The 22,002-nt window shown below is 47.5% G+C and carries 23 protein-coding genes and 1 pseudogene; 20 read left to right on the forward strand and 4 right to left on the reverse strand.

The window, feature by feature from the left end:
- Positions 1–471 carry a type III-B CRISPR module-associated protein Cmr5 gene (gene cmr5 / locus I8U19_RS14400; protein ID WP_198056305.1) on the forward strand — a complete coding sequence of 157 codons (471 nt, stop codon included), beginning with the start codon at positions 1–3 and terminating at the stop codon, positions 469–471.
- Positions 458–1,303: a type III-B CRISPR module RAMP protein Cmr6 gene (gene cmr6, locus I8U19_RS14405; protein WP_198056306.1), complete on the forward strand. Its 846-nt coding sequence runs from the start codon at positions 458–460 to the stop codon at positions 1,301–1,303. The genes cmr5 and cmr6 overlap by 14 nt, the downstream gene beginning before the upstream one ends.
- A 473-nt stretch (positions 1,304–1,776) precedes the next feature.
- Here cmr6 and I8U19_RS17745 read toward each other — a convergent pair whose 3' ends face one another.
- On the reverse strand, positions 1,777–2,286 hold the full coding sequence (locus I8U19_RS17745; protein ID WP_370589793.1) for a transposase: 510 nt from the start codon (positions 2,284–2,286) through the stop codon (positions 1,777–1,779).
- A 164-nt stretch (positions 2,287–2,450) separates the two neighbouring features.
- Here I8U19_RS17745 and I8U19_RS14415 point away from each other — a divergent pair, with 164 nt between their 5' ends.
- On the forward strand, positions 2,451–2,858 hold the full coding sequence (locus I8U19_RS14415; protein WP_198056354.1) for a YjdF family protein: 408 nt from the start codon (positions 2,451–2,453) through the stop codon (positions 2,856–2,858).
- Between the two features lie 443 nt (positions 2,859–3,301).
- Complete coding sequence (locus I8U19_RS14420) at positions 3,302–4,237, forward strand: aldo/keto reductase (protein WP_198056308.1); 936 nt, start codon at positions 3,302–3,304, stop codon at positions 4,235–4,237.
- 52 nt (positions 4,238–4,289) lie between these two features.
- Here I8U19_RS14420 and I8U19_RS14425 read toward each other — a convergent pair whose 3' ends face one another.
- On the reverse strand, positions 4,290–4,733 hold the full coding sequence (locus I8U19_RS14425) for a MarR family winged helix-turn-helix transcriptional regulator (protein WP_198056309.1): 444 nt from the start codon (positions 4,731–4,733) through the stop codon (positions 4,290–4,292).
- A gap of 376 nt (positions 4,734–5,109) precedes the next feature.
- Here I8U19_RS14425 and I8U19_RS14430 point away from each other — a divergent pair, with 376 nt between their 5' ends.
- The 13 genes and pseudogenes from I8U19_RS14430 to I8U19_RS14490 all read left to right on the forward strand — a co-directional run bounded on the left by I8U19_RS14430 (position 5,110) and on the right by I8U19_RS14490 (position 16,495).
- Positions 5,110–6,108, forward strand: a complete 999-nt coding sequence (locus tag I8U19_RS14430; RefSeq protein ID WP_198056310.1) for a right-handed parallel beta-helix repeat-containing protein — start codon at positions 5,110–5,112, stop codon at positions 6,106–6,108.
- 377 nt (positions 6,109–6,485) lie between these two features.
- The gene (locus I8U19_RS14435; RefSeq protein ID WP_370589250.1) at positions 6,486–7,214 is read left to right on the forward strand and encodes an ABC transporter permease; all 729 of its coding nucleotides are present in this window, start codon (positions 6,486–6,488) and stop codon (positions 7,212–7,214) included.
- Positions 7,215–7,273: 59 nt separating this feature from the next.
- Entirely contained in the window at positions 7,274–8,311 is a 1,038-nt protein-coding gene (locus tag I8U19_RS14440) for a taurine ABC transporter substrate-binding protein (RefSeq protein WP_198056311.1), read from the forward strand.
- Between the two features lie 20 nt (positions 8,312–8,331).
- Positions 8,332–9,138 (forward strand): ABC transporter ATP-binding protein, encoded by an 807-nt coding sequence (locus I8U19_RS14445; RefSeq protein ID WP_370589401.1) that lies wholly within the window; start codon positions 8,332–8,334, stop codon positions 9,136–9,138.
- Positions 9,139–9,181: 43 nt separating this feature from the next.
- A complete protein-coding gene (locus tag I8U19_RS14450) occupies positions 9,182–10,096 on the forward strand; it encodes a TauD/TfdA dioxygenase family protein (protein ID WP_232337285.1) in 915 nt (304 codons plus the stop codon).
- A gap of 504 nt (positions 10,097–10,600) precedes the next feature.
- Complete coding sequence (locus tag I8U19_RS14455; protein ID WP_198056313.1) at positions 10,601–11,443, forward strand: aldo/keto reductase; 843 nt, start codon at positions 10,601–10,603, stop codon at positions 11,441–11,443.
- Positions 11,444–11,597: 154 nt separating this feature from the next.
- Positions 11,598–11,759, forward strand: a complete 162-nt coding sequence (locus tag I8U19_RS14460) for a hypothetical protein (protein WP_198056314.1) — start codon at positions 11,598–11,600, stop codon at positions 11,757–11,759.
- A gap of 240 nt (positions 11,760–11,999) precedes the next feature.
- Positions 12,000–12,224, forward strand: a complete 225-nt coding sequence (locus tag I8U19_RS14465; protein WP_483316411.1) for a hypothetical protein — start codon at positions 12,000–12,002, stop codon at positions 12,222–12,224.
- Between the two features lie 158 nt (positions 12,225–12,382).
- Positions 12,383–12,976, forward strand: a complete 594-nt coding sequence (locus I8U19_RS14470) for a hypothetical protein (protein WP_198056361.1) — start codon at positions 12,383–12,385, stop codon at positions 12,974–12,976.
- A 438-nt stretch (positions 12,977–13,414) separates the two neighbouring features.
- The gene (dhaK, locus tag I8U19_RS14475) at positions 13,415–14,410 is read left to right on the forward strand and encodes a dihydroxyacetone kinase subunit DhaK (protein WP_198056357.1); all 996 of its coding nucleotides are present in this window, start codon (positions 13,415–13,417) and stop codon (positions 14,408–14,410) included.
- Positions 14,407–15,048: pseudogene (gene dhaL / locus I8U19_RS14480) on the forward strand (dihydroxyacetone kinase subunit DhaL); the annotation flags it as partial. The gene dhaK and the pseudogene dhaL, both read left to right, overlap by 4 nt.
- 24 nt (positions 15,049–15,072) lie before the next feature.
- Positions 15,073–15,471, forward strand: coding sequence for a dihydroxyacetone kinase phosphoryl donor subunit DhaM (gene dhaM / locus I8U19_RS14485; protein WP_198056358.1), 399 nt, complete (start codon positions 15,073–15,075; stop codon positions 15,469–15,471).
- Positions 15,472–15,562: 91 nt separating this feature from the next.
- The gene (locus tag I8U19_RS14490) at positions 15,563–16,495 is read left to right on the forward strand and encodes a bile acid:sodium symporter family protein (protein ID WP_198056316.1); all 933 of its coding nucleotides are present in this window, start codon (positions 15,563–15,565) and stop codon (positions 16,493–16,495) included.
- A 178-nt stretch (positions 16,496–16,673) separates the two neighbouring features.
- Here I8U19_RS14490 and I8U19_RS14495 read toward each other — a convergent pair whose 3' ends face one another.
- A complete protein-coding gene (locus tag I8U19_RS14495; protein WP_198056317.1) occupies positions 16,674–17,561 on the reverse strand; it encodes a LysR family transcriptional regulator in 888 nt (295 codons plus the stop codon).
- Positions 17,562–17,689: 128 nt separating this feature from the next.
- Between I8U19_RS14495 and I8U19_RS14500 the strand changes: the two genes are divergently transcribed.
- Positions 17,690–18,607 carry a PhzF family phenazine biosynthesis protein gene (locus tag I8U19_RS14500; protein WP_198056318.1) on the forward strand — a complete coding sequence of 306 codons (918 nt, stop codon included), beginning with the start codon at positions 17,690–17,692 and terminating at the stop codon, positions 18,605–18,607.
- Between the two features lie 204 nt (positions 18,608–18,811).
- Here the strand turns inward: I8U19_RS14500 and I8U19_RS14505 are convergent, their stop codons facing one another.
- Positions 18,812–19,378, reverse strand: coding sequence for a cysteine hydrolase family protein (locus I8U19_RS14505; RefSeq protein WP_198056319.1), 567 nt, complete (start codon positions 19,376–19,378; stop codon positions 18,812–18,814).
- A gap of 110 nt (positions 19,379–19,488) precedes the next feature.
- On the opposite strand from I8U19_RS14505, the gene I8U19_RS14510 reads away from it, so the two are divergent.
- The gene (locus I8U19_RS14510; protein WP_198056320.1) at positions 19,489–20,097 is read left to right on the forward strand and encodes a TetR/AcrR family transcriptional regulator; all 609 of its coding nucleotides are present in this window, start codon (positions 19,489–19,491) and stop codon (positions 20,095–20,097) included.
- Between the two features lie 408 nt (positions 20,098–20,505).
- Positions 20,506–21,972 (forward strand): CoA-acylating methylmalonate-semialdehyde dehydrogenase, encoded by a 1,467-nt coding sequence (locus I8U19_RS14515; protein ID WP_198056321.1) that lies wholly within the window; start codon positions 20,506–20,508, stop codon positions 21,970–21,972.
- Positions 21,973–22,002 lie beyond the last annotated feature (30 nt).

Genomic DNA, 22,002 nt, shown 5'->3' on the forward strand with positions numbered 1-22,002 from the left:
ATGGCACTGTCACAAGAGCGGACACGGGAACAGACGCTGGATCAGCAGCGTGCGGCCTATTCACTGGAAACAGTGGATGATGTTAAACAGAAGGTGGAGCAAAAAAAATCTCAAGAGGGGGATCAAGGTGATGAGTATGCCGGTTATGTGGTTAATTTGGCCGGAAGCATCCTGATCAACGGATTGGGGCAAGCGTTGGCCCAGTTGCGTGCGGCCGCGAAGAACAAAAAAGATGATCCGCATGGATGGCTTTACCGTCATGTGCACTTGTGGATCTGCGAGAAGCATCCCCATTCTCCGTTTCATGGGAAAAAGGATCTGCTTCAAGCCCTGATGACGGGCAGCCGCCAGGAGTATCAATGGGCCTTGACGGAGACCATGGCTTTTTTGGAATGGCATCGCAAGATCGCCGTAGCCGAACTGAAGAAGATTGACAGCGGCGGCGGGGAGGAAAAAAATGACGAAGCGTAATTGGAATGAGACCTTTCTGCCTTTATACAATCGATTGTCTGTTGCATACAGCCTCACAGAATTAAAGCAGAATCCTCATGCCGGGCTGTGGTATGAGAAATTTTGCCATCAGTGGACATGGGATACGGATAAAAAGACGGGGGAGATCATCGGGGTTAAACTCGATAAAAATAAACGAAAATGGATTGAAACCGTGACGAAGGCTCCGGTGGGGGATGAAAAAAGAATTTCGCAATCGGTAGAGCGGCTGAAGTGGTTGGTTCAGGAGAGAAAAGGCGAGTTTTTTCACATGAAAACCACGTCGCGATTGATCCCCGGGATGGGGCGTTCTCATCCGGTGGAAAACGGGATCATATGGCATCCCGCCTTGGGCGTGCCTTATCTGCCGGGTTCCTCGGTTAAAGGGTTGGTGCGGGCTTGGGCAACATCCTATGCATCGGAAGGAACAGATGAATGGCGGGAAAAGAACGAAATTATCTCCCGCATTTTCGGTCCGGAAGAGTCGGACAGACGAGCGGGAAGTGTCATTTTTTTTGACGCGTTGCCCATCCGCCCGCTTCAGTTGGAGATGGATATTATGACACCACATTATCAGGAATACTACAAAAACCCGAAGCAAAATTCCCCGCGCGAGTGGGAGTCACCCAATCCGATCCCTTTTTTGACCGTGGCGGAAGAGCAACCATTTATCTTCGCGATTGCTCCCCGGCGGTTAAATGACAAGCATGATCTGGATAAAGTGATCAACTGGCTGAAAGAGGCATTGGTGTGGATCGGTGCCGGAGCCAAAACCGCGGTCGGTTATGGCCGATTTGAGGAAATAAAGATCTGAAAATAGCGTCGCCGGTCGGGAGTGATGCGAAAAACTCCAGGGATCGGCGACATTTTTTTCTCGCAGATTCATGTGTTTTCTTGCTCCGGCCAAGGTTTGAATAATGGCCTGAAGGGAGGGATATCTCCAAGTATCCGGAATGCCGGAAGTATATGGATCGAGGCTGGCATCATGCCCAATTTAATTTCCGAATGGACGACACTCGAATCGCAGAAATCTTCCGAGGTCCTGCACCCAGCAGATCGGGAGGCACCCTTTCGGTGGAACCTCCGCTTGAAGGGGATCCGGTTCCAGAGTTACCTGAAATTCCGACAGAATTCAGTCCCGGTTTTTTTTGCAGATACTCAAAATCAACCTTGGGCTCCGCTTAATCAAGGCAGCCCAGCCATATTCATGCTCTGTTTTCCTGTGAACAATCTCCCTGGCAGGGAAGCTCGAGGTTATTGACAAACCCGGCAGAAAAAAACGCTGGGTTAAATAGAAGAAAATAAAGAAGAACGGACGGCAAAGAAGGGTGCTCCTTTGGGGCCCTTGCTCATCCGGAAAAGGAGCAAGGTCATTTTCTTGATGTTTTGGCACATGGCAGTAAGGAGAGATTGCTCTGTAATTCTGGCAAGCTCCCTCATCCGTGCATGGCGAAGTTCGTGCAGCTCTTTCCCATCCGCAAACCTTCGCCCAATCGTCTCTTTCCTCTGTTTGTAAAGCGTTTTTCCCCGTTTACTTAACCGGTGCTGACGAACCCACTCCTCGGTATCTTTCCATACATGTCGGTTGACGGTTTTCACATGGTTTTTCGAGCGGGGGCACCGGGATAAAAACGGGCAATTCCGGCCTGTTTGGGATCGGTTGTACTCGCGGGATCCTTTGCAGTTGATTGCGGTAAGTCTGTTCGTGTTTTTTCGGACATAAGTAAATATCAGGCATACGTTGTATTTGAAACTTCCTTGCCGATGGCAGTGGGTTTGAAACATTGATAAAACCATTGACAAAATGTAAAATAAGGGCTGTCAAATAAGGGAATGTAAAAACACGAACCGGTTGGTAGTCCGGTTGCATCGGAAACGGAGATTTCCGGTGTCAGTAACCTTCCCCCCCTCGGGATGTCCATCATTCCCTTGGTGAACGTACAAGAGGGGGAGCGATGGAAATGAAACTCACTGTTTTTTTCAATGGCCAGTTTTGGGTGGGGGTCATCGAGCAATGGGATGGGAACCGGCTGAAAGCGGCTCAACATATTTTTGGCACCGAACCCAATGATGAAGAAGTGATGCTCTTCGTCCAAAGGAACATGCTTCGCTTGATCGCGGAAGCCAAGGAACACGTTTCCGTCTGCCGTAAGGAGAAAAAGGCGAATCCCAAGCGGTTGGCGCGGCAAGCAGCGAAAGAAATGAAACAAAAAGGTGTTTCCACTTACGCGCAAATGGCGATAAAGCAAGAGTATGAAAGGCGCAAACAAGAGCGCAAAAAGTCGGCGAAAGAGCGAAAAGAAGAGCTGGCCGTGAAAAAATGGGAGTTGAAAGTGCAAAAGAGAAAAGAAAAACATCGCGGCAGATAAAATCGAGTAGAAGTGGGCGGCTAATCCCCCCTGGGGGTTTGCCATCCATCCCAAGTTCCCTGACAGGGGAGCTTTTTTTATGTCCGCCGTAATTGATCAAAATAGCGGGAGATGATGACGAAATCGGCCGATGCACCCTGTGGGGGAAGTTTGTGAGGGACTCGGGCGATTGACAAACATCGCCTGGGAAGATATGATGTGGTCGTATAATTGTATGCACATGCAATTATATTGTCGGCATTCACGGCGCATATAATCATGGGTAAAGTTTTGCGGCTTCTGACTGACAAAGCGGGGTTGATCAGAAGCAGCCCCGGTTTGGGGAGTTGTCCGTTTTGGGATCATCATTGGATGGAATGTTGATCAGCGCCCGTCAATGAATGAGAATGCCTGAATACCTTGAATGAACAACATACCACATGAAGGAAAGGGGCTCACAAAATATGAAGCATGCAATTATGAAAAAAGCCGGCTTAAAGGTATCGCGAATCGGTCTGGGAACCAACGCCGTGGGTGGATATAATTTATTCAGCAATATTCAAGAAGAGAACGGCAGAAAATTGGTATATGAAGCACTTGAGCAAGGGATCAACTTTTTCGATACGGCGGATGCCTACGGGTTTGGCCGTTCAGAAGAGATTTTGGGGGAAATTCTGCATGATCAGCGGGACAACGTTGTGATCGCTACCAAAGGCGGAATTGAAAAGCTTGACGATGGAACGATCCGCCACAACAACAAGCCGGAATATCTGCGATCCGCTGTGGAGAAAAGCTTGAGGAGATTGAGAACCGATTACATTGACTTGTATTATATCCATTATATCGATCCTGAAGTGCCTCTCGCCGAGTCCATCGGTGAATTGAGCCGTTTGCGGGAGGAAGGGAAGATCAAAGCGATCGGCGTGTCCAATGTGGATTTTGGCCAACTCCGGGAAGCAAATGCCGACAACCATGTCTCCGTTGTGCAGTTGCCTTACAATATGTTGGATCGAACAGCGGAAAAAGAGCTTCTTCCCTATTGTGTGGAGCATGGCATTTCCTTTGTTCCATACGGTCCGTTGGCGTTCGGCATCTTGGGAGGGAAATACACCCGTGATTTCGTTTTGGAAGACGGGGATTGGAGAAAAGATGTTGCTTTGTTTGAGCCTGCCAACTTCCAATCCATTTTGCACAAAGTGGAGCAATTAAAGCAAGTGGCTGTGGAAAAAGAAACGACTGTTGCCGGTTTGGCGCTGGCGTGGCTGTTGGCGCAACCGGGAGTGGACACTGTTATTCCGGGCGGCAAGAGACCGGAACAGGTGGCGGAAAACATCACAGCGGTTCAGGTGAACTTGAGCGGGGCCGATCTTGAACGCATCAATCAAATATTGGCGAACTGACTTCATTGCAAAGACTGGAAAAAGGCGTCGATTGCGACGCCTTTTTTTATTTTTATTCATTTGTTTTTTTCATGATTGTGCACAGGTCCATCAGAGTTTCGATATGCTGTTTTTTTGCGAAGGAGGTGACGATCACTTCTTGATAGGTTGGCAGAACTTTTGCGAGCTGTTCTTTCCCTTTTTCGGTCAATTTTGTGTAAACGCCGCGGCGGTCAGTGTCACAAATGTGTCTCCTGAGCAAGCCGCAACTTTCATCTTCCAGACGGGAAACCAATCGGGACATGGCGCTTTGGCTCAACCCGGCTTCATTGGCGAGCTGTTGCAAGCGCATGCGGTAACCGGGTGCTTCGGACAAAATAAGCAAAACATGAAACTCGCTTAAAGAGAGTTGGTGTTTTTCTTGCAGGAGACGTTCAAGCTCATGCAGTACTTGGGTGTAGATTTTGTGCAAACTCCTCCATTTTTTTACGATCTCTATTTTCGAAAGATGATCCATTTTTTTCACCTGCTTAAACATACGTAGTGGTACGATGAAATGAGCGTTTGTTATCTAATAACTTGAGCTGTATTCCTTTACAATTCTAAAGGGTTGATTTGCTTTTTGCAAAAAAACATCTTGTGATTTTCAGGCGCATCCAGCGGCGAAAAACGAAAAAAAGTATACACAACGTCGCCAGCTCTTTTCGGGATTTAAGGATTTCAAATCAATGATCCCTTTGGAGGTAACGGAGTGTAGGCAAGAGTTTATTTATCATCATGAAGAGTATAAAAATATCGGATTATTGCAAACGTAAAGAAGGAAGTCATGCTAAAATAGTAGTTGGATTCGGAATTATCAGCACAAAGGCATGGAGGAGAAGGAGAGAAAAGGGATGTTTAACCTTAAAAGATCGCTTCCTGTGGCACGCTTGTTTGTCTTGGCCCTGATACTTACTCTATTTGCCGCCATGGCCCCTGGTTTTGGCGTTGTTCGTGCAGCAACGGTCACGGTCGATTCTTCTGCTGAATTGATGAATGCGTTGGCTTCCGCTAAGCCTGGCGACCGGATCGTGTTGGCCTCCGGAATCACTTTTTCCGGCCAGTTTAAGGCGACTGCCAGTGGCACTGCTTCCGCTCCGATCACGTTGGAAAGCGCCGATCCTTCTAATAAGGCGGTATTGAAAGGGAATGGAACCGGGAGCGGCTATGCTCTGCAAATCACCGGGGATTACTGGAATATTCGAAACGTGAAAGTGACGAATGCGCAAAAAGGAATCATGTTGGATCATGCGAACCATAATTTGCTCGATGCGGTGGAAGTCTACCAAATCGGGGATGAAGGAGTCCATTTTCGTGACGGCAGCTCTTACAACACGCTGCAAAACTCCTATATCCATGATACAGGCAAAGGACAACCGGGATTTGGCGAGGGAGTCTATGTCGGTTCTGATAAAGGGAAATGGTCAACGATCAACCCTGCGTCAGATTATAACCGTGTCGTTAATAACACGATCGGGCCCAATGTCACTGCCGAGCATATCGATATCAAGGAAGGTTCGACGGGAACGGTTGTCAGCGGAAATATTTTTGATGGCAGAGGCATGACGGGGGATAATTATGCGGATAGTTTTATTGATGTGAAAGGGAATGATGTCACAATCAGTTCCAATGTCGGATACCGGAACGGCAATGAGGTTATTGCCGATGCTTTCCAAGTCCATCAGCAGGTATCCGGTTGGGGACTCAACGCGGATTTTAACGGCAATACCCTCTACCTGGATAACGCCTCCTGTTATGTTGTCAACGCAGCCAGCGGGACAAGCGCCAGAGCGCATAACAACATCCGAAGCCCCAAAGGCAATATGTACCGGGGAAATGTCACCCAATACTAGACTTTTGGGGGTGGAGGGGCATGATTTAAATGTGAAGTTTCGCTGCCGGATGCAGCAGATCCATTTACGTTTTTTCTGTTGACATGAATCATTGTCGTTAATATAATAAAACAAAGTAAATTGATAAGAATTAATCTATTGAACCGACCAGACCACTGGAGGTCCAGATCCTTGCATCGATTGCAGGTGATGGGACCTCCTTATTTTTTATGGACTGAAATGTTGTCCTCATAAGGCACCCCAAAGCAATCAGAATGGAGAAGTTTGCCCTGGCATTTGACGAAGACAAGATGAAAAGGAGGGCCGTATCGTTGAGCAGACAAAATACCCATAAAAATGAAGTGCTCGTAAGAGTGTTGTCTGTTGTTACTGTTGTTATGATCTTTTTTTTCTGGGCGATCAGTACGGAGCGGAAATGGATTGATCCTGTTTTCCTGCCTTCTCCGCAATCAGTGTGGATTGCTTTTTTGGACCTTATACATAATGGATACAAAGGGGCTTCTTTATTCAACCATATTCTTGACAGTCTTAACAGGTTGTTTCAGGCGCTGGTTCTTGCGCTGATTACTGCCGTTCCACTCGGATTGATATCTGGATATTCAAAATATTTTCGCGCGATTTTCGATCCTGTTATTGAATTTTACAGACCTCTTCCGCCGTTAGCTTATTATACATTGCTGGTATTGTGGCTGGGGATTGATGATAAATCGAAGATTGCGCTCTTATTTCTGAGTGCTTTTGCTCCATTGTTTATTGCAACGGTATCAAGTGTGCAGAAGGTTCCTCAAGATCGAATCAATGCAGCCAGATCGTTGGGGGCTTCAAAGTGGAAGGTATTGGTTTACATCATTTTTCCAAGTTCTCTGCCTGACATTATTACCGGGCTTCGCACAGCGATTGGAGTCGCTTATTCGACTTTGGTTGCGGCGGAAATGGTCGCGGCCACTTCCGGAATCGGGTGGATGGTATTGGATGCAAGCAAGTATTTACGCAGCGATATCATTTTTGTGGGAATTATTTTGATGGGAGGAATTGCCGTCATCATGGACGGATTGATTCGCTGGATTCAACATCGTCAATTTCCGTGGATCAAAACCCCGGATTGATTTCCATTCAGACAAACAAATTCTAATAATGTCACCAGGAGAAGGAGAGGAAAGCCCGGATGTCTTTTCAAAAAAAGAGCAAATGTTTACTTATTATTCTGTTTTCTTTCTTGATTCTGTTTACGGCCGCTTGTTCCGATCAGGCAACATCATCAGCATCACAATCAAAGTCGGCACCGAAAGAAATTCGTTTGGGGTACCAAGTTTCACCAAGTGCTGAACTGTTAGCCAAAGCTTCAGGTCTGCTGGAGAAAAAATATCCAGACATCAAAATCAATTGGATTCAATTTGATTCAGGACGGGATGTGAATACCGCAATTGCAAGCGGCAGCATTGATTTCGGACTCGTTGGCACCCCTCCTGCCGCCATCGGCATTGCCAAAGGATTGCCGTACAAAGTCTTTTATGTACATGACGTCATTGGAGATAGTGAAGCATTGGTGGTCAAAAAAAGTTCAGGCATCAAAACGCTTAAAGATCTTAAAGGTAAAAAGATCGCGACGACATTTACTTCGACATCTCATTTCAGTCTGCTGGGTGCGTTAAAAAAGGAGGGAATCAACCCTGAAAAGGAAAAAATTACAATTCTTGATATGCAACCACCCGATATTTATGCTGCATGGAAAAGAAATGATATAGATGGGGCGTATATCTGGCAACCTACACAAGATAAACTCATTCGTGAAGGAGGAAATGTTATCGTAACCTCCGGAGATTTGGTCAAAAAGGGGGTGGTCACGGCTGAAGTAGGGATCGTTCATAAGGATTTTCTAAAAAAGTATCCTGACATTGTTAAGGGATATATATCTGTCTTAAATGAAGCAGTCGGTGATTATCGAACGAAACCAGAACAATCTGCTCAGTTACTTTCTAAAGAACTGGGGATTTCTCCGGCAGAAAGCTTAAAAACGATGCGACAAATGATTTGGCTGGATGGTTCGCAACAGAAAAAATACTTTGGAGAATCCGGTCAAACCGGGGAATTGGCAAAAGTATTGAAGGATATCGGAGACTTTATGGTTACACAAAAAGCGATCCCGTCTTCTCCTGATCTAAAAACTTTTCAACAAGCTCTGTTAAGTGATTTATACAAGTAAGGAAAAAAGGAGGGGAGGTTGTGTCAATCGCATCTGCCGTATTACACAAGGAACCCGTAACCAGTTCCCCATTGATTGAAGTAATGAATTTAAGTTTAACTTACCATGGCAGAAACAATAAATCGAATGTTCTGGATAATATAAATCTCCAATTATACCAAAATGATTTCGTATGCGTATTGGGACCGTCAGGATGCGGAAAATCATCGCTGCTGAATGTGCTGGCCGGATTTGTTAAACCGACGACTGGGGAAGTGATCATCGATGGTGAAAAGCATAATAAACCGAATTCTGATGTCGGAGTCATATTTCAGCACCACAACTTGTTCCCGTGGTTAACGATTGAAAAAAATATCGAGTTTGGATTGAAAATGAAATCTGTTCCGAAAAGCGCTCGTAAAAAGATCGTTTCCAGGCTGTTAAAAATGGTGGAACTGGAGTCTGCGGCCAAAATGTGGCCCCATCAACTTTCGGGAGGGATGAAACAAAGAGTCTCCATAGCCCGGACACTTGCAACTGATCCAAAAGTGATCTTGATGGATGAACCTTTCAGCGCACTGGATGCCTTGACCCGGGAGAACATGCAGAGACATCTGATTGGAATTTGGGAAGAAACGCAAAAATGCATATTTTTTATCACCCATGATGTTGAAGAAGCGCTGTTATTGGGAACGCGGATTTTGGTTATGCATCCCAATCCCGGAAGAATCGTGGTCGATATGTTAAATCCGTTGCGACAACCTGGTAAATCAAGGGAAGAGATTAAAGAATTAAAAGAATTTAATGAGCTTAGAAATCATTTCATTTCCAAGATAAGAAGCTCTTGAGTAAATCGACAACGGGCCATAGTCAATTGAAAGGAGTATGAAAATGTCTGATCATTCCCGTCCGCTCAAGTTTGAAAACCGTGAAGATCGTGAAGGTCCGCGTATTCTTCGCCGTCTGCCGGAAGGCCTGGAGGAGCGTCCCTACCAGTTGTTTGAAGTCAAGCCGCTCAGTCCGATCATTGGTGCTGAAATCGTCGGCTTGGATCTGGCAAAGCCAGTCACACCAGAGGTACAAGCTGAGTTAAATCGGGCATTATTGGAGTGGAAGGTTCTGTTCTTCCGCAATCAGCCAATCACCAGTGAGCAACTGCTCGCTTTTGCCCGTCAGTGGGGTGAACTGGAAATACACCCGTTTTACATCAACAAGCACTCAAAAGAAATCGTGCAATTTGCCAGGGACAAAAAGCAAGCCGGTTCCGAGAACATATGGCATACCGACGTCACTTTCCGTGCCAATCCTGCCAAAGCTTGCATATTAAGAATGATCGAGGTTCCACCGGTTGGAGGCGATACGTTATGGGCTGACATGGGGGCCGCATATGACAATCTTCCTGATGAGATTAAGGAACGAATTGATGGCCTCACCGCTCTCCATGATTTCACTCCTTCTTTCAGCCATTTACTGTCCCCGGAGGAGCTGGCTGCCAAACAGGCAGAATTTCCGCCTGTTGAGCACCCGGTTGTTCGAACCCATCCGGAAACGAGACGCAAGACGCTATTCGTAAACCCGGCGTTTACTACCCGGATTCCCGGTCTGGAACCGGAGGAGAGCGAGAAACTGCTTCAGTACCTGTTTCGTCAAGCCCATATACCCGAGTACCAGGTGCGCTTTCATTGGGAGGTGAATTCGGTCGCCTTTTGGGATAATCGTGCTACCCAACATTACGCGGTTTCTGACTATTATCCTCATCCGCGAAAAGCAGAACGTGTGGCAATCGTCGGTGATCGGCCGTTTTAAGGGAACGAAGGAACCGGGCGGTGGCCCTGACCAGACAACTGATTTGTAAACCAGTTGACCCTTGCTTTTGCAAGGGTTTTGTTTTTGAAATGGAACTGTTGGAAAGGAATGTTCGTTTTCCGGGGCCCCGGTTTCTGTTTTTTATCGTATGCTTTGAGGCCTGAGGATCAAGGGGAGCGTGCGGGGAGTGACTTCATCCCCATAATGTCACCGTTAGCCGCTAAGTTACCTAATCGTACCTATCGCACCAATCAGTAACAATGGCACAAAAAAGTGCGTACTTCCTAATCGGAAGCAGGTAATGCATAATAAGGATCGTGGCTGTCCGGCAACCGCCGCCATTCAAGTGGTCAGGAGGTGGAAAGCATAGAAGATACAGACATGAATCTTTGTTGGAAAGGATCGCAAAAGCAGGAGTGCAACGGCGGATAACCGGCCGTTCGCAATAGATGGAATATTTATAATCAACTCTCTTTTTAGAGAGACTTGCTGGAGGGTTGTTTCATGGCGAAACATTTGCAGGATACCACTACTTTGTACAATGGTGTGAAAATGCCCTGGCTTGGGTTGGGCGTGTTCAAGGTGGAAGAGGGGCCGGAACTCGTCAATGCGGTAAAAACGGCGATCAAGTACGGGTACCGCAGCGTGGACACTGCCGCCATTTATCAAAATGAGGAAGGTGTCGGACAAGGGATTCGCGAAGGTCTGGAACAAGCCGGTATTTCCCGGGAAGAATTGTTTGTGACATCCAAAGTGTGGAATAGCGATTTGGGATATGAATCCACTTTGCAAGCTTATGAAATCAGTCTGCGAAAACTCGGTCTGGATTATCTGGATCTGTACCTGATTCACTGGCCTGTGGAAGGAAAATATAAAGAGGCTTGGAGAGCATTGGAGACTCTTTACAAAGAAGGACGGGTTAAAGCAATCGGGGTCAGCAATTTCCACATTCACCATTTGGAAGATTTGCTGAAGGATGCGGAAATCAAACCCATGGTGAACCAAGTGGAGTTCCATCCCCGGCTGACCCAGAAAGAACTGAGAAAGTATTGCAAAGAACAAGGGATACAATTTGAAGCATGGTCTCCGTTAATGCAAGGACAATTGCTGGACAATCCGGTACTAAAAGAGATTGCCGACCGGTACGGCAAATCGGTTGCACAAATCATTCTGCGTTGGGACTTGCAACATGGTGTTGTGACAATTCCCAAATCGACCAAAGAACATCGTATAATCGAAAACGGGTCCGTCTTTGATTTTGAATTGACAAAAGAAGAGATGGAACGAATTGACGTGTTGAACCAAAATCACCGGGTCGGTCCGGATCCTGACAATTTTGATTTCTGATCGTGAGCGCAAGGGATGGGCAGTGTTCCATCCCTTGTTTGCATTTTCACAATCATCAACGGTTCTTGTCCGGCCGTTTTTTGTGTTTATTATCAACGTTGCGAGACTTCAGCACTCCAGAAAGTTGCCAAGCAAGCAGGAGGAAATTGTCTGAATGAAGTTAAACGGGGATAAATCTTTGATTCTTGCAAAAAGGATGGATGAGGTTTTATTGGATTTACAACAAAATAGATCTGTCGGAAGACAAAGCGATGTAAAACATGATTTTCTTCAAACAGATCATGAACGGTTGATTATCGGAAATTTTTGTTTATAATGAGCAAGAATCAGGAAGTCGAATAGCCGAGTGTATGAGCCATTTTCTATCTTGTTGAATAAAAATATTATACATATCTGCTTGTTAACAAGAGACAAAAGCAGTTTGTAAATTTATCTTCTGATTAAATCATGAATCCGTGATGGATCAAAGAATTGTCATCAAAGTGAGGTGTTGGGACTGTCGATCCAAAATATTGTAATCAATGGAAGGTTTGAAACAGGTACAATAGCACCTTGGGTGTCTATGAATGCCGTAGTCACTAGTCAGTATGCACATTCTGATTTTTATTCGGTCGGACTCCAAGGTGGGAATATCATTTCTTATATCGCTCAGATAGTTCCGGTAAACCCTGGCAGCTATGAGTTCTTTGTTTCCTTAGCCAAAGTCTCATCTTTACCCTCCCCGCCGGTTCAAGCCCATTTGATAGCTCGTTTAATTTTTTGGAGGAGGGCCGGTTTTTAAATATTCTCTTTAATCGGATACCAGAGATTACAAACAATTTATGGCTTGAAGTCTACCAAACGACTGTTTCTGCACCAGCAGGTACTGCTTATGCATTCATCTTGGTCAATACTTTGCCGTAGCCGGGGAGTACGGATATCTTAATAGATGATGTTGCTTTGCTGACTTCAGGCTATGAAAACGGAATTACAGGAGCAACCGGAGCGACAGGAGCAACCGGGGCCACCGGAGCAACTGGGGTAACAGGAGCAACGGGAGTAACCGAATCAACAGGAGCAACGGGAGTAACAGGAGCCACAGGAGCGACAGGAGCAGGAGCTGCCCCAGCATTTTTGCAGGTATTCAGCGATGTGACACAAACAGTGGCATCTGGAGATGATGTTGTTTTCAATAACTCAAACCCGACAGCCACAGCGGATTTCACCTTTACTCCTCCATCGGCCACTGTCACTATCAACACACCTGGACAATACCGTATTGAATACGCAGTTACCCTGTCCGATGCTGCTACACAAGCTGCCGCTTATTCCCTCGTCTTCAGTGATACAGGTACCCCGGTACTTGCTTCAGACTATGGATCGACCAATGCCATCGGTCAAAGCAATCAGGTTACCGGATTTACTATTCTTGACATTACAGAGTCAACAGGCATTTCGTTGCGCAATATCGGAGCCACGGATGATACCTTGACCAATACGATTGATGGAGCCACGGTTTTGTCTGCTTCGCTGCTGATTCACAGAATTGGTTAACGCTTCTCTTTCAGACTCTCCTTTTGCATGAATCTCTGCCATCAGTGATTCGTGCATGGACACAACCCCAAATCCTTGATGCCTAATAAGCATCCCTCTGAGGGGTCAGGGGGATGCTTTCTCTTTGTGATGGGTATGGCTCGTGAAAATAAGCCGGGATTTCCTGAAGTCTTCTCTCTCTCCTGCATAAAGATTGGGAAAGGAGATCCCAGCCGGTGGCAGAAATGATTCCGAAAAACTTTTTGATTTCATGCCTTTTGCTGATCTGCCGGGGAAATCCTTTGTCCCGGGGGCAGAATCACATTAAAATGGCAGAGAAGTTGAATATATGATACAAATAAATTAGAAAATCCCATAATTATTATGAAATTGAGATATAAAAACCAAATGGCTGGCGATGGAAAAATTTAAATGAATCCTGGAGAAGGGACGATTGACTTGAAGAAACTGATTAATAACCCTGAACATGTGGTGCGTGACATGATTGATGGCATGGTTTTGGCTCATCCCGACAAACTGAAAAATCTGACGGGGACCAATGTTCTGATTCGTGCCAATGCCCCGAATGGAGGCAAGGTCGCATTGGTCAGCGGAGGCGGAAGTGGACATGAACCCTCGCATGCCGGATATGTCGGGAGCGGCATGCTCGATGCAGCCGTAGCCGGAGAAGTTTTCACATCCCCCACGCCCGACCAGATCCTTGAAGCGATCAAAGCTGTGGATGCCGGAAAAGGGGTATTGTTGATCATAAAAAACTACTCAGGGGATTTGATGAACTTCGAGATGGCGGCCGAACTGGCAGAAGCCGAAGGGATTCAAATCGCCAAGGTGATTGTAAATGATGATGTTGCGGTTGAGAACAGTACCTTTACTCAAGGACGCAGAGGAATCGCGGGAACGGTTTTTGTCCACAAAATTGCCGGCGCCCTTGCTGAAAAAGGAGCTTCCCTGAAAGAAGTGGAACAGGTGGCCAACAAGGTGATTCAACATGTGCGCAGCATCGGAGTCGCATTGACTCCATGTACTGTTCCAGCCGTTGGAAAACCCGGTTTTGAAATTGGGGAACAGGAAATCGAAATCGGGATCGGCATCCACGGAGAACCGGGAACTTACCGGACTGCCATGGCTACAGCCGATGAAATCGCCGAAATCCTTTTGTCCCGGATTCTGGACGATCTGAAACTAACCGCAGGGGACCGGGTTGCGGTGATGATCAACGGTCTTGGCGGAACTCCGTTGATGGAGCTGTATATTCTGCACAAGAAAGTATCCCAAATCTTAAAAAGCAAGGATATTTCCGTTTACGACACATATGTAGGCGAATATATGACGGCAATCGAAATGGCCGGATGTTCCATCTCGCTCCTCAAACTGGATGATCAACTGATTGAGCTGCTTGAAGCACCTGCCGATACCATTGCCTGGAAAAAATGACAAGGAGGAAAAAGCCGTTGATTAAATCTGATCATATTATCAAATGGATGAATTTGGCCAATATTCGATTGGATGAGCAGAAAGAGTATCTCACCAGGCTTGATCAGGCGATCGGCGATGGGGATCACGGCATCAACATGTCCAAAGGTTTCAAAGAAGTGATTGAGAAAATCCATCAGACAGACTGTCACGATATCGGGAAATTGTTGCAGGATATCGGAATGGTGCTTGTTTCCAAGGTGGGGGGCGCTTCAGGTCCTTTATATGGCACTGCGTTCATAAAAGCAGGGCAGGTATTGAAAGGGAAAGAGGAAATCACCATCAGTGAATTGGGGCAAGCCTTGCAAGAATCTGTAAACGGCATCAAACTGAGAGGGAAATCACAGGTTGGCGACAAAACCATGCTGGACGTCTGGGAACCGGTCACCCGGTATATTCAGCAAAAAGGAAACGAGCTCAACGCCGATGAACTGGTTTCCTTTGCCAGAGAACAAATGGAAAATACGAAGGAGCTGGAAGCCCGGAAAGGACGTGCTTCCTTTTTGGGAAAAAGGTCAATCGGGCATTTGGACCCCGGTGCCGTTTCATCTTTCCTGTTGTTTGAAGCCCTGTGTTCAATCCTTGAAGAAAACAGGGATGCGGGTCAAACAAAAGAGGACGGCATGGCGGAATATGTCGGAGTCGTTATTGTTTCTCACAGCCATGAGTTAGCCAAGGGGTTAAAAAAGCTGCTTTCCCAATTGAGTTCCCATGTTCCCGTCGCTTATGCGGGGGGGACGGATGAGGAGGAACTTGGCACGAGTGCAGACAAGATTCAAAATGCGATAAGATCGGTTTATTCCGATAAAGGTGTGGTTGTCCTCTTTGATCTGGGGAGTGCCCTGATCAATACCGAATTGGCGATCGAGCGGCTGGCGGAAGAAAACATCACAAAGGTTCATATCGCAGATGCGCCATTGGTGGAAGGTGCCTATGCGGCTGTGGTGCAGTCCGGGTGTGGGTCCAGCCTGGATCAGGTAATCGAGGTAACGCGAAAAGCCAAGTCAATGGTGAAAATATAGGCATCCATCCGGACGGTACACTGAAAGATATCCACCCGAAAGGGCGCAGGTTAATTGCGATAGCATACATGATAGATAGGGGACTTTTGGGATGTTTATAGAAAAAATCAGCGCGTTTGCAGGAAAAACTTTTACGTTTTGGGTCATTCTTTTTTCGGTGATTGCCTATTTGTTCCCAGGCGATTTCATATGGATCGGGGATTATGTCGTTCCCCTGTTGGGAATTGTCATGTTTGGGATGGGACTTACATTGTCGGCAGCCGATTTTAAAGAAGTTTTTCGCCGGCCAAAAGATGTAGCGATCGGGGTGCTTTGTCATTATCTCATTATGCCAGGGTTAGCATTTTTATTGGCATGGGGATTACATCTGCCGCCGGAGGTGGCTGTTGGCGTCATTTTGGTAGGGTGCTGTCCGAGTGGTACAGCATCCAATGTGATGGTGTTTCTGGCCCGGGGGGATGTCGCCCTTGCTGTGTCCATCGCCTCAGTTTCCACGATTATTGCCCCTGTTGTCACTCCGTTTCTGATCTATTTGCTTGCGAGTAAGTGGGTGGAGATCAATATCTGGTCACTGATTGTTTCGATTATTCAGGTCGTGATCATCCCGTTGGCTCTGGGATTTATCATTAAGAAATTCTTTGGTAGACAGGCAGAAGCGAGTGCAAAAGCCCTGCCGCTCGTCTCTGCCGCCGCGATTGTGATCATTGTTGCAGGAGTCGTGGCTGGCAGTCAGGCAAAGCTGGCTGTTACGGGGCCGTTGATTTTTGCTGTGGTGATTTTGCATAATGTATTGGGCTTTCTGCTGGGCTTTTTCCTCTCCCGTCTGTGCGGAATGGATTTGGCAAAACAAAAGGCCGTGGCAATGGAAGTAGGGATGCAGAATTCCGGATTGGGTGTAGCGATTGCAACGGCAAATTTCTCACCGTTGGCTGCCGTACCCAGTGCAATTTTCAGTGTATGGCACAACATATCAGGTTCGATCCTCGCCTTTGTTTTCAGCCGTATGAGGGATAAAAAAGAATAAAGAACGGGTCGTACAATCAGTCTATGAATTTTTGGCGGATGAAATAGAGTCGGCATGGAGACCCCTGCCACAGCTGAAGGCAGGGGTTTTGTTATGAAATTTTTTTGGTATGACCGGTGCATCTTTTCGGTCCTGGATGTAATCTATACGCAAAATGGGAAGGGAAGAGGGGACTTTCTCAGGTGTTTTTTCCGTTTTCCTTGACCCAGGCAGTAACCGTTTCCCAAAACTTTTTGGCTGCCGGAGAGAGTGAATCCCTTGAGGTGGTGGCAATTCCGATGGTTCTATATATTTCTTCCCCCATTAAAACACGGTGAACGCCGGTCATGTCGAGGGGGAGGGTCATCTCCGGCAAAATGCTGATTCCCAGTCCTGCCCGTACCATGGCCACGATGGCCTCATCGTTCTCCATTTCAAAACGGATATTGGGTTGCACATTTTTTTCCCGGAACAGTTTTTTGATATGAAGATCGCAACCTTTTTTGGGCAGAATGAAAGGCTCTGCCGCAATTTGTTCAATGGCAGGGGAGGGATGGAGGTGCAAAGGGTGGCCGGCCGGAAGAAGAAGCACCAAACAGTCGTTTTTCAACATTTCCATATCGTAATCCGTTTGCTCTTTGCTAACCGGGATAAAGCCGAGATCGACAGCCCCCGTCCGGATCTGCTTTTCCACTTCGTCATAACCGCCTTCATGCAGTTTCACTTCGATCTCAGGGTATCGGCTTTGAAACTGGTTCAGGATCGGGGGGAGCCACTTGGTGGAAACACTGGGAAAGGTACCGACCCGAACGGTTCCCGTTTGCAAACCGGTGAGTTGGGCTGCTTCTTGTTTCATTTGTTCCGTCGCTCGCAAAATTTGCCGGATATAGCCAAGCATGCGCTCCCCGTTCGGCGTCACTTGAATTCCCGCGCGGCTGCGATGAATCAGCAGAAAACCGAGTTCAGACTCCAGCCCTGCAAGCGCGTGACTTACGGCAGATTGGGACAATCCCAGTTCTTCCCCTGCTTTGGTGAAACTCCCAGTTTGTGCGACTTTCAGAAAGACTTCCATTTGCGCGAGTGTCAATTCCGTTCTCTCCCTTTTTAAGAATCAATTTTATTCATGTATATCATTATAACAATTCATTTTACTAATGAAAAAGAAAGCGTTATGCTGGAATTGCACGGGAAACGATCAGTGAAAGGAGAAGGAAAATGAAGGCTTTAAATTATATTCTCGTTGATGTGTTCACCAATCAAAAATTCGGAGGAAACCCCTTGGCCGTGTTTGAAGAAACAGGACCGTTGGACCCCGGTCTGATGCAAAAAATTGCGAATGAATTAAATTTGTCCGAGACCGTCTTTGTCTTCCCGCCCACGAAACCGGGAAACACAAAAAGAATCAGAATCTTTACGCCGCGGATGGAATTGCCCGTAGCTGGTCATCCCACAGTGGGAACAGCATTTTTATTGGGACATGAAAACTGGACAGTGACCCGGGAGGGGGTCAACGAATGGATTCTGGAGGAAGAAGTGGGAGATATTCAAGTCTACGTTCATAAAGAGCAAGGCAAGATGACTCGAGCCGGAATGAAACAACCGATCCCCGCGTTTGGCGATGTGTTTTCCGATCGGGAAAAAGCCGCCTGGCTTCTTTCTCTGTCGCCGGGGGACTTGCATGCTGATTTGCCCGTTCAGACCGTTTCTTCGGGAGTCCCGTTTCTCTATATCCCCGTTCGTTCGCTCGAGGCTATGAAAAAAATCAAATTCCGCAACGATGTGTGGAAACAATGGTTCGCTGACCGTCCCGAAACGCAGCACATTTATGCTTTTACCCTGGAAACGGTCAATCCCGATTTCCACGTGCATGGCCGCATGTTTGCCCCCGCGATGGGAATTATGGAGGACCCGGCCACAGGAAATGCCAACGGGCCTTTGGGGGCTTATCTTATTCAACATTCTCTCGTACCGGCCAAGGAAACCGGATTGTATGAAATCCGCAGCGAGCAAGGCATCGAAATGGGGCGTCCCAGTTTCATCGACATCAGGATTCGGAAAAGAGGGGATGCATTTGAAGAGGTTAGATTGGGCGGAGCCTGCGTGAAAGTGGGGGAAGGGAGAATATTTGTCTGATCTTCGCGTGATATCCCTTCTCCACGGTAAATGGAAAAACGTGCCTTCCCAGGAATCGTAATTTTCGGAACCTTTATTCGGGGCTCGCCCTTCTTGCGAAGGAGAATCGTTCAGACGATGAACAAGCGCCTCACCGAGAAATCCTGGGGAGGCGCTTGTTCATCGTCTGTTCTTTTCGCAATCCGGGGTGCCTGCGTTCGCTTATCAATCCAAGGTATCGATCCAAGCGTCGACAGTCATGACTTCCGCTTGTCGTGGGAACACTTTCTCGATGAGAACACGGTGAACTTCAGGATCGGAATCGAGACAGGCATCCGAAAGCACAGTAAGTGCAAAGTCTTTATCTGCTGCTTCCCGCAATGTCGAAAGAACCACTCCACTCGTGGCAATGCCGCTGAGAATCAGTTTGTTGATTTGGCGGGATCGGAGAATCACCTCAAGGTCACTTCCGGAAAATGCACTGACGCGAAGCTTGGTGACAACCGGCTCGTCTGGTTGGGGGTTCAGGGATTCGTGAATTTGCGTCGCCGTGTCTGAGAGAGTCATTCCGCCAAAATTGGAAATCGCTGAGAACGTCTTGTTTCTCGGGCTGATCTCGGGGTATCCTTCGCGGAATGCGACTCGGACAAAAATAACCGGAATGGAGTGCCGGCGTGCGGCTTCCACGGCTTTCCGGAACGGCAGCAGCGCGTTCTCATTTTCTGCGAATCGCGAGACAATGCCGTTTTGTATATCCATGACCAACAGTGCAGCTTTGTCATGATTCTGCATGTGTTGTTCACTCCTGTTCATTATGTTAGTATTAAGCGGAGAATTCTCCATTTAATATTAACCGGAGAACTCTCCACTTGTAAAGCTGGATTTTGGGAAGTGGTGGTACAGTGAATGATGCAGACGCCATCCGCTCTCGTTCTGAACGCCGCGATGCCGCCGAAAATCGTCAGCGTATCCTGAAGGCGGCAATCAGGCTGTTTGAGCAATATGGTGTCGAACAAGTCAGTATGAATCAAATTGCCACAGAAGCGAAGATCGGGTCGGGAACGCTCTATCGCCGGTATAGAAACAAAGGTGAAATCTGCCTGGATTTAATTAAAGACCAAATTTGTCTGCTTTTTGAAGATATTGAAGCTTATTTGCAAGAGAACGGCACAGAGCCGCCTGACCGACGATTGAAAGGGATTCTCGGCTTATTTATCCGTTTTCGCGAGAAAAAAGCACAATTGCTTAAAGGAGTAGAGAACTTTGCGACAGCCAAACCGCCCCGGTATCGAATGCAGAATCCTCTGTATAACCAGATGCATGAAATACTCGTCCGGCTGTTTGACGAGATGGCTGAAAATAAGCAGTCCCAACCCGACAGTGTTTTCAGGGCCGATCTGTTGCTGACGGCATTAAGCAGTGATTCCTATTTATTTCAAAGAGACGTGCGTGGGCATTCGCCTGAGAAGATACTGGAACAGCTCTGTTTAACCTTTATTACTCCTGAGTGAGAGCGTGTTTTTCAAAATGGGATGTTCTCCTCCGGTTCCGTTTTTTCCATACGAATCTCGATGTTGCAGGGAAGGATTTTTGCTGGCCGGGGCGTGGGAGACATCCTTTTTCCCTCCCCTCCTTCTTCATGATCAGTCAGTGGAGTTTTCCCTGACTCGCCAGGTCGTTTGACAAATTCCAATTAAACCGGGTTGGATTTATGCATAATTGTATAAATTGACGAGAAATTAGAGTGTATTTCTGTGCATTTTGTATGATAAAATATCGTTTTCTTTTTGTTATGATGGTTTATGGGATGAGAAAGGGATAGAATCACCGGGCTTTCTTTCCGGGCCTCAGACGCTTTTCTTCATTATTGTCTGAATTATGGGAATTAAAAGAGGATCAAATGCAAATGAGGTGATGGAATGAGCATGATTGTAAAAGGGGATCGCCTGCCCAATTTCGTGGGGGGAAAGTGGTGCACGTCCAATACCCGGGATGTGTTGCCTGTTCCCAATCCGGCAACGGAGGAAGTGCTCGCTCTGGTTCCTCTTTCCGGGACTGCTGAAGTGGATGCGGCAGTCCGGTCAGCACAGGAAGCTTTTTTGGCCTGGAGAGAAACTCCTGTTACGGAACGGGTACGAATTCTTCTGAAATTCAGGGAATTGCTGGTACAACATCTGGACACTCTTTCACGGACGTTGACGGAAGAGAACGGCAAAACCTTGAATGAAGCGAAAGCGGAGATCTGGCGGGGAATCGAAGTGGTGGAATTTGCCGCCGGGATGCCTTCCTTGATGAAGGGAGAGGTGACTCCCCAGGTTTCCCGCGGGATTGATATGGAAATGGTGCGTGATCCCGTGGGAGTGGTGGCGGGAATTACCCCGTTCAACTTTCCGGTGATGGTGCCTCTGTGGATGGTTCCCTTGGCGTTGGCGGCCGGTAACACCTTTGTTCTCAAACCCTCCGAACGCACGCCTTTGTCTGCGGTCCGCCTGGTGGAACTGGCGGTCGAAGCAGGTCTGCCCGAAGGGGTCTTCAATCTCGTTCACGGGGGAAAAGAGGCGGTCGATGCGTTGCTCTGCCATCCGGGAGTGGACGCGGTATCTTTCGTAGGGTCACAGCCGGTGGCGGAACATGTCTACAAGACGGCGGCAGCACACGGAAAACGGGTGCAGGCTCTGGCCGGAGCGAAAAACTGCCATATCGTCCATGAAGATGCCAACATGGAAGGAGCCGTGCAGTCCATCACCGGGTCGGCGTTCGGTTGTGCCGGGCAGCGATGCATGGCCGGGAGTGTAGTGGTGGTACTCGAATCGGTCGCGGATCGTTTTCTGAAGGACCTTGTTGCAGCGGCCGAACGCGTCCGGGTGGGGAACGGATTGGAGGAAGGTACCGAGCAAGGTCCCCTGATCCGGGATGAACATCGGAAAAAAGTGCTGGAGCGGATCGAACAAGGGCTGAAAGAAGGCGCGGTAATGCTCCGGGACGGCCGGAACCTGGTGGATCAGATGGACAGAGGGTTTTTCCTTGGGCCGACGATTTTGGACCGGGTTCGGCCGGAGATGACAGTGTTCCGGGAAGAGCTTTTTGCCCCTGTGCTAAGTGTGATTCGGGTGAAGGATCTGGACGAAGCGATTCGGGTGGTGAACCGTTCCCGCTTTGGCAATGCTGCCGTCCTTTACACAGAAAGCGGAAAGGCTGCCCGCCGGTTCCGGGAGCGGGTTCAGGCGGGAATGCTTGGAATCAATGTAGGTGTACCGGTTCCTGCTGCTTTTTATCCCTTCAGCGGTTGGAAGCAGTCTTTCTACGGTGATCTGCATGCCAACGGGAAAGATGCAGTGGAATTCTACACCCGGAAGAAAGTGGTCACATCCCGATGGTTTGGATAATAGCAGGTGTTCTTGAAGAACGGTTGCCAT

The sequence above is a fragment of the Thermoactinomyces sp. CICC 10523 genome, from assembly GCF_016055105.1.
In the GTDB taxonomy this organism is placed as follows: domain Bacteria; phylum Bacillota; class Bacilli; order Thermoactinomycetales; family Thermoactinomycetaceae; genus Thermoactinomyces_A; species Thermoactinomyces_A daqus.